We start from the raw sequence: 4,593 nt of genomic DNA, 5'->3' as shown, positions 1-4,593 counted from the left end.
CCGGGGGGGAGCGTGACGGAGGTGGGCCGCTCGGCGGCGTCGTCGGAGATGTCCTGCCCTTCCGTCTCCGGACTGACCTGCTGCGGTTCCTCCTCTTGCGCGTCCTGCTGCTGGGCATGGGCCGTCCACGCCGGCGCGACGGCGAGGGGCACGAGCAGGGAGGCGAGGATCCGGGAGCGCATCGGACGACGTCCTTTCACGAAAAGGTCTTACGGCGAGAGCGCGGCGAGCCGCTGCTCCGCCTGCGTGGCGGCGGCCGTCCCCGGGAACTGGGTGACGACGCGAGTATAGAGGGCCCGGGCATCCACGGCCTGATTCAGCCGCACCCGGCACTCCGCGAGCCGGAGCATGCCGTCCAGGATGGCATCCCCGGCGGGGTAGGTCTTGATGAGCCGTTCGAACGTCTTCGCGGCGCTGGCCGGATCCTGGAGGCCCATCTGCCCCAGACCGGTGAAGTACAGCGCGTTGTCCGCGCGCGGGTGGCGGGGGTTCTCTCCCGCGAAGCGCGTGAGCTGATCCACGCCCCCCTCCACGTTGCCGGTGCGCAGGAGCGATACGGCGTGCTCGTATTCGGCTTCGAGGATGGCCGGGTCCTTGTCCGGCACCCCGTCCGAGCGGGCCTGGGACGCCGTCGAGGCACCGCCCGACGAGCCCTCCGCCGGGCTGATGAACATCTCCATCTGGTCCGGATCCGGCTCCACCACCGGCACCGCCGTGGCGATGCGCGGGGCGGGTTCCTTCTTCGGCTTGAGCCGCACCACCGCCAGCTCCGCCGGGGCCAGCCCCAGCGCTTCGTTGCCGGTGTCCTCGTCGGACTTCGGGATCAGCGCGGCGGGCGTGGACACGGGCGCGGCCACGTTCCGGGCGCGGGAGACGGCGTCGCGGTTCTCCAGCCGCTCCAGGCGCTCCACCAGCGTCGCCTGGGAGGCACGCAGCGTGCGCACCTCGGCTTCCAGCTTCACCACCTCCGCCTGGGAGGCGGCCGTGGTGGCGCAGGCGGTCGGCGCGCACAGCGCCACGGCGGCAAACAGGCGGAAGAAGAAGGGGCGCACCGGCACGAGCCTGGACGGAGGGGATTCCGCGTCGAGGATAGGAAGGCCGGTCGGAGACCGTCAAGAAAACGGCCGGTCTTGCAGAGGGACGCTAGAAGCGGTGTAGCACGAAATTGAGATGCCGGCCGGTGAGCCCCGCGTCCCGCCGGTGCGAGAAGAACCGCTCACGTTCACACGCCGTACAAGCCTGTAGCACGTCCACGTGTGTTGGCTTGAGGCCCGCCTTCACCAGCGAGGCCTTCACCGCGCGGGGCAGGTCCAGGTGGGGTTTGACGCCTTCGCGCACCACGTCCGGGCCGAAGCGCGCGCGGAAGCGGTCGCCCAGCTCCGGCGACACCTCGTAGCAGCACGCCTGGATGCACGGCCCCACCGCCGCGAGCAGTCGCTCCGGCCGCGAGCCGCGCGCCGCCAGCGCCTCCACCGTGCGCGCGCTGATCTCCAGCTCCGTGCCCTTCCAGCCGGAGTGCACCGCCGCCACCCGGCGCCCCTCCGGGTCCACCAGCAACACCGGCACGCAGTCCGCAGTGCCCACCGCCACCCACGTCCCCTCCTCTTCCGTCCACAGTGCGTCCGCCTCGCCGAGCGTCGGGCGCAGCTCGTCGTCCGGCGCTCCACGTGCTTCCAGGACCACGTCGCCGTGCACCTGGGATACCCGGCACAGCGCGCCCAGCTTCGCGCCCGCCGCCTGCGCCAGCCTCCGGTGGTTCTCCTCCACCCGCGAGCGCTCGTCGCCGATGGAGAACCTCAGGTTGAGCGACGCGTACGGCCCCTCCGACACGCCCCCCGCCCGGGTGGTGAAGCCGTGCGGCACCGGCAGCAGCGCGGACGTGAGGATTTCGGGCTTGGGTGTGGACGTGGGCGTGGACGTGGACATGGGAGGCGAGTCTCGCTGGACCGGGCCACGGGCGCAGCCGCTGAAAACGGGAACTCACTGGGGAACAGCAGTCCTGTTTCAATATTTCGACGTGAGTACGTTTGACAGGGCGTGTCATGCCGCTGACAATTTCTGGACACTCCGACACGCGGACAGGACGCGGGGTCCGGAGCAGACTGCGCCCACACATGGCCCTGGGTTCCGAGACGATTGGCAGGAAGCTCCTCTGGAGCATTGGCCTGCCAGGGTTGGTGGTGGCGTTGCTGGGCGTGGGCCACTTCTCGCGTGAGACGCGGCAGGCGGTCCACGAGGGCACGCACCTGGAGGCGCTGGCGCTGGCGGAGTTCGTCGCGTCCACCTTCACCCTGCCCCAGGCACCGGGCGCCGCGCCGCACGCGGCGGTGGCGGACGTGCTGGCGTCAGACACGCGGTTGTTCCGCTCCGTGGAGGACCTGCGGGTGCTGATGCCGAACGGGCGCATCCGGTGGAGCCGGCGCCCGGCCGAGCAGGGCCATCCCCATCCGGAGGCCGAGCGGCTGTCGGCGACGGGGCCGGAGACGGCGCGCTCCAGCGAGAATGGCACGGAGGTGGTGCGCCCCCTGGGCGGCCCCGAGTGCTCCGGCTGTCACCCCAGCGAGTCCGCGCAGCGCATGGGCGTGTTGCAGGTGCGGCTGGGCCAGCCCGCGATGCACCGTCAGTTGCAGACGGTGTTCCGGGACGCGCTGGGGGCGATGGTGCTCTTCGTCGGCATCCTGGGGCTCGTCACGTGGCTGAGCCTGCGCTTCGTGCTCACGCGGCCGCTCAAGCGGCTGAGCGAGGCCATGGGGCGCGCGGAGTCCGGCGACCTGCTGGTGCGCGCGGACGCCCGGGGCACGGACGAGATTTCACGGCTGGGCGCGGCCTTCAACCAGATGCTCGCGCGGCTCACCTCCATGAAGGTGGAGGAGATCGACACGCACCGCGACCTGGAGCTGGTGAAGGAGAAGCTGGCGCTCAAGGACGAGCTGGAGGAGCGCCTGCGGGAGCTGTCGCTGCTGTTCGACGTGGCGCGCTCGCTCAACACCACGCTGGAGCTGGACGAGTTGCTCGCGCGCATCACCCGGCTGGTGGTGGAGCGCCTGCACATCCCCGACTTCTCCATCATGCTCCTCAACGAGGAGGGCATGCTGGAGGTGAAGCACGCGTGGCCCCAGGGCCTGGGCCTGGAGGGGCACATCTTCTCCGTGGGCGAGGGCGCGTGCGGCCGGGCCGCCCAGTCGCGCAAGGCGGTGTACCTGCCGGACCTCGCCGACAACACCAGCATCTTCGCCCGGCGCGGCCTGGGCGGCGGCACCGAGGAGGGCTCGCTGCTCGCGGTGCCCATGGTGCACGCGGAGACGCTGCTGGGGGTGATCAACTTCCAGCGCAAGGAGACGGCCTCGTTCTCCGGGGAGGAGATCGAGCTCTTCACGGCGGTGGCGGATCAGGCCGCCACGGCGGTGACGAACGCGCGGCTGCACGCGGAGACGGTGAAGCTCACGCTGACGGACGCGCTCACGGGCGTGCCCAACCGGCGTCACCTCTTCCAGCGGCTGGACCTGGAGCTGGCGCGCGCCCAGCGCTTCGGCGTGCCGCTGGCGCTCCTGATGGTGGACGTGGATCACTTCAAGCGGCTCAACGACCTGGCCGGACACCGGGCCGGCGACGAGACGCTGCGCCGCGTCTCCGACGTGCTGCGCACCCGCGCGCGGAAGGTGGACACGCTGGGACGCTACGGCGGCGAGGAGTTCGTGCTCCTCTTGCCCCAGGTCTCCAAGGCGACCGCCTTCGAGGTCGCGGAGACGCTGCGCCGCGCGGTGGCGGAGGCCGTGATGCTGAACCGGCCGGGCCTGCCGGGTGGGCACGTCACGGTGTCCATCGGCGTCTCGCACTACCCCACGGACGCGACCACGCAGGAGGGGCTCGTCGACTGCGCGGACTCGGCGCTCTATTGCAGCAAGCGCACGGGCCGTAACCGGGTGACGGCCTTCGAGGCCGGCATGGAGATGCACCCCGGACGCGAGCGCAGCATCAACGCTCCGCCCACGGACGCGCCTTCCACGCCCCCGGCCCCGTCGGGCATCGCCAAGGCGTGAAGGAGCAGCAGGCAGGGCTCAGCGCTGGATGAGCGTGCGGACCACGGGCAGCATCAGGTCCGCCCACTCGTCATAGCCTGCGGCGGAGGGGTGGAAGCCGTCCCCGCAGAAGAAGTCCGGCCGTCGGGGGATCATCTCGCGGCTGGCGGTGAAGAGGTCCACGAGGTGGAGCCCGTGCGAGCGGGCCACGGTGGCGATGGCGTCGTTGAAGGGCTCGATGCGGCCTTCGTACAGGGCGCTCGGCACCAGCTTCGCCACCGGCGCGAGCGCCATGTCCGCGATGTTCACCACCACCATCGACGCGCCGGTCTGCTTCAGGCGGCGGGCGATGCGGTCCAGGTCGTCCTGGAACTCCGCCACCTCGGTGCCGCGCCAGAGGTCGTTGGTGCCCACGCCCAGGGTGATGAGCGTGGGCTGCAACGCGACGACGCGCTTGAGGGCGCTGGTGACGACGTCGCGGATGCGCGCCCCACTCTGCCCCAGGTTGGTGTGGCCCACGGGGAGGCCACCCTGCCGGAGGCGCGAGGCGAGCCGGTCGGGATAGCCCCCGCCC

General features: G+C 71.4%; 4 protein-coding genes and 1 pseudogene. 1 reads left to right on the top strand and 4 read right to left on the bottom strand.

Annotated elements, in window-relative coordinates; all coding sequences use genetic code 11:
• The 3 genes and pseudogenes from D7V97_RS40390 to pgeF form a co-directional block, all read right to left on the bottom strand.
• A pseudogene (locus D7V97_RS40390) lies at positions 1-182 on the bottom strand (peptidoglycan-binding protein); the annotation flags it as partial.
• Positions 183-209: 27 nt separating this feature from the next.
• A complete protein-coding gene (locus D7V97_RS40385; protein ID WP_120615889.1) occupies positions 210-1,052 on the bottom strand; it encodes a tol-pal system YbgF family protein in 843 nt (280 codons plus the stop codon).
• A 91-nt stretch (positions 1,053-1,143) separates the two neighbouring features.
• Positions 1,144-1,926 (bottom strand): peptidoglycan editing factor PgeF, encoded by a 783-nt coding sequence (gene pgeF, locus D7V97_RS40380; RefSeq protein WP_120615888.1) that lies wholly within the window; start codon positions 1,924-1,926, stop codon positions 1,144-1,146.
• Between the two features lie 188 nt (positions 1,927-2,114).
• Here pgeF and D7V97_RS40375 point away from each other — a divergent pair, with 188 nt between their 5' ends.
• Positions 2,115-4,040 carry a diguanylate cyclase gene (locus D7V97_RS40375; RefSeq protein ID WP_120615887.1) on the top strand — a complete coding sequence of 642 codons (1,926 nt, stop codon included), beginning with the start codon at positions 2,115-2,117 and terminating at the stop codon, positions 4,038-4,040.
• 18 nt (positions 4,041-4,058) lie between these two features.
• Here the strand turns inward: D7V97_RS40375 and D7V97_RS40370 are convergent.
• A partial coding sequence (locus D7V97_RS40370) for an SGNH/GDSL hydrolase family protein (RefSeq protein ID WP_147445183.1) occupies positions 4,059-4,593 on the bottom strand: 535 nt, incomplete at its 5' end.

Source organism: Corallococcus sp. CA053C, assembly GCF_003611675.1.
Classification (GTDB): Bacteria; Myxococcota; Myxococcia; order Myxococcales; family Myxococcaceae; genus Corallococcus.
This window is presented reverse-complemented; position numbering and strand designations above follow the sequence as displayed.

Bases quoted from the DNA above. Each gene is read 5' to 3' on its own strand.
- D7V97_RS40375 (WP_120615887.1), top strand. From the start codon at position 2,115: ATGGCCCTGGGTTCCGAGACGATTGGCAGGAAGCTCCTCTGGAGCATT.
- pgeF (WP_120615888.1), bottom strand. From the start codon at position 1,926: ATGTCCACGTCCACGCCCACGTCCACACCCAAGCCCGAAATCCTCACG.